Here is a 3,239-nt window from a genome sequence, read left to right on the forward strand (position 1 = left end):
ACGACCGATAGCTATCGTTCAGAAGATTGAAGAAAGAGACCTATGCGGCTGGAATGGATGACCAAGATAATTTGCGTCTTGTCGCTCGCTCTTTTAGTATTGTCGCTCACTCCAACTCTGTCTGTTGCTGTTGAGAACTCGCCTCTAACGTTCCAGGAAATTTGCGCGGAAGATAACTCAGGGCATGCTGCGCTGGTTACTGATCAGCAAGAGCGTCATGACACTGCGTGCTTTGGCTCGATGGCGCACTGTTCGATTATTTCCACAACGCCACCGACGCCTTATGCGCTAGGTCTTGTGACAGCTTTTAATGCTCAGAAGCTTGTGGCGCAGAGCGCCGAGAGTCGCACACTGGAAGTGAAGTCGCCCCCTCCGCGTTCCTGAAATCCCTTGCGATCTGCAGGTTGCTTCGTGCGTGTAGTTAACTGCGAACAGCGCTTAGTCCCTGCATCTGCATGCTTTGAGGGCGGTTGCCGGTAGGCTTTTTCGCAACGCCGAAGAAACCGGTCGCCCGATCTCAGATCTTGCAATTTAACAGACTCTAACAATCTCACTTATAAGGAGAAGAAAATGCCGCTCTTTAGCGCAAAATTCCTTGCACGCTCAGACACTGCTTTGAGTACATCGGAACATATCTCTACAGGCCTTTCGCGGCGCGAGTTCGGTCTGGCGGCAGCTGCAGCTCTCGCAATGCCAACCGCTTTGCAAGCTCATCAAACGCCGAAAATTACTTCTAAGGGTACGTATGACATCACCGTTGACCGGGTGCGGATTGATACAGGCGATTTCCGCACGAAGGGTGTTGGCTACAACAATAGCCCGTTCCCGACCGTCCTCCGCTTCAAGGAGGGTGAAGAAGTCACGATCAACGTCAAAAACAATCTAAACGAAACTACCTCGATTCACTGGCATGGGTTGATCCTACCGTTTACTCAAGACGGCGTACCTGGGATCAGCTTCAACGGGATCCCCCCGGGAGAGACCTTCACCTATCGGTTTCCGATCACCCAGGCTGGCACCTATTGGTTCCACAGCCATTCCGGGTTCCAAGAACCGGACGGTGCGTACGGGGCCATTGTGATCGAGCCTCGCGGAGGTGAACGGGTGCGGGCAGATCGTGATTATGTCGTCCAGCTGGCCGACAAGCATCCGCACCCCGGCAACAGGATCATGCGCAATCTCAAGCGAATGCCTGACTACTACAATCGGTCGCAGCGCACGCTCCAAACACTCATAAAAGACTCGCGCGCTGACAGTCTGCAAGCAGCCCTGCAGGAACGCGGGATGTGGGGCAGAATGCGCATGATGCCGACCGATATCGAGGACGTTCAGGGGTTCACGGCGTTAATCAATGGCCAGAGCACGTCGCAGAACTGGACCGGCTTGTTCCGTGCGGGTGAGAAAGTTCGACTGCGTTTCATCAACGCGTCCGCGATGACCTATTTCGACATGCGGATTCCGGGGCTCAAAATGACCGTGGTCCAAGCGGACGGGAATGATGTTAAGCCGGTCGAGGTAGACGAACTCCGTATTGCTGTAGCCGAAACATACGATGTCATCGTGCAGCCGCGTGAGAACAAAGCTTACAGCATTATCGCGGAATCGGTGGGACGTACCGGCATGGTGCGGGGCACTCTTGCACCAAGAGAAGGTATGGCAGGCGCTGTGCCGACGATGCGGCCGAAACCGCTTCTCACCATGGCCGACATGGGCGGTATGATGGGTGGAATGGGCATGGAGGGTCATGTGATGCAGAACATGACCGGTATGAACCACGCCAACATGACCGACATGAAGAAAACTGATATGGACGGCATGGATCACTCCAACATGGAAGGTATGGATCACTCCAACATGGCCGGTATGAACGACTCCAACATGGCCGGCATGGACCATTCCAACATGGCTGGAATGGATCACTCCAACATGGGCGGCATGTCGGGACCCAGCAGCGTCGACCCCACCTATGTCAATGGTAGTGGTTTGATACCCAAGGCCTACAATGGTGGGAAATTCCTGTCCTATGCCGATCTGACGGCCGCGCGGCCCAGATACAAGTACAGAAAACCATCGCGCACCATCGAATTGCGCCTTACCGGGAACATGGAGCGTTACATCTGGTCGATCAACGATGTGAAGTATAGTGACGCGGAGCCGATTGTCCTGAATTACGGAGAACGCGTGCGCATGCGATTCATCAACGAAACGATGATGGCGCACCCGATGCACTTGCACGGCATGTGGTCGCTCGTGGACATGGGCAAAGGGTCTCGGAACCCCATCAAACATACCGTCAATGTGAACCCCGCCATGACCGTGGACATGGATGTCGAGGTTGATGAACCCGGGCAGTGGGCGTTCCACTGTCACCTTTCATACCACGCCGATGCAGGCATGTTCCGCAAAGTCGTGGTGCGCGGCAGACCGGCATAAGTGCCTCGAATACGAAGGAAAAGATCAATGCAAAACATAAAGATAGCTAGCGCTGCAGGCATGATGCTTGCAGCCGCTTCGACGGCTCAAGCCGAACCGCTCATCTACGGGTTTCAGGCGGAGCAGTTCGAATATCGAGACGGTGACAACGGCGAAAACGTCTTTGTCTGGGATTTCGATTTCGTCGTTGGAACAGACGAGTTGAAGTTAGTTTGGCGGAGCGAAGCTGAAATCGTGGAAGGGTCTGGCGACTTCGAAGGCTTGGAAAACCAGCTGCGGCTACAGTTCCCGATTTCGACTTTCTTTGACGGCGTTGTCGGTGTCCAGGCAAGTACACCCGACGGATTACCGGATCGGTATAATGCGGTGCTAGGCCTTAAAGGTCTTGCTCCTGGTTTCCTAGAGGTTGATGCTGACTTCTTTTTGTCCGATCATTCGTTCTTTCGATTTGAGGCGGAGTATGAGGGTCTAATTACCAATCGACTCATCTTGACGCCTAGCATCGAAGTAACGGTTCCCCTTGAGGATGATCTTGCTTATGATCAAGCTTCGGGTGGTGCAACAATCGAAGCTGGGCTGCGGCTGAGCTATGATTTGATTGATCGTTCCTTCTCACCTTACATAGGGGTTAACTACGAAAAGTCCTTTGGTGGGACGGCTGATCTTATTCGTGCAAGCGGAGAAGAAAACGGCGTTACCTCTATTGTTTTTGGGACGCGTCTGATGTTTTAACGCGAAACCGCCCCTTCTGAACGGAAGGGGCGGTTCAATCCGACTGTATCAACCGTCGGTCGCAAGTTGATCTA

The 3,239-nt window shown here is 53.5% G+C and carries 2 protein-coding genes; both read left to right on the plus strand.

Annotated features, from left to right (window positions below; all coding sequences use genetic code 11):
* The first annotated feature begins 570 nt into the window (after nucleotides 1-570).
* Nucleotides 571-2,433 (plus strand): copper resistance system multicopper oxidase, encoded by a 1,863-nt coding sequence (locus NIT7645_RS11335; protein ID WP_082204874.1) that lies wholly within the window; start codon nucleotides 571-573, stop codon nucleotides 2,431-2,433.
* Between the two features lie 27 nt (nucleotides 2,434-2,460).
* A complete protein-coding gene (locus NIT7645_RS11340) occupies nucleotides 2,461-3,165 on the plus strand; it encodes a copper resistance protein B (protein ID WP_050672443.1) in 705 nt (234 codons plus the stop codon).
* Nucleotides 3,166-3,239: the final 74 nt, after the last annotated feature.

The sequence above is a fragment of the Phaeobacter italicus genome (assembly GCF_001258055.1).
GTDB classification, from domain to species: Bacteria; Pseudomonadota; Alphaproteobacteria; order Rhodobacterales; family Rhodobacteraceae; genus Phaeobacter; species Phaeobacter italicus.

Excerpts from the sequence above, each read along its gene's own strand:
- NIT7645_RS11335 (WP_082204874.1), top strand. The coding sequence starts at position 571 with ATGCCGCTCTTTAGCGCAAAATTCCTTGCACGCTCAGACACTGCTTTG.
- NIT7645_RS11340 (WP_050672443.1), top strand. The coding sequence starts at position 2,461 with ATGCAAAACATAAAGATAGCTAGCGCTGCAGGCATGATGCTTGCAGCC.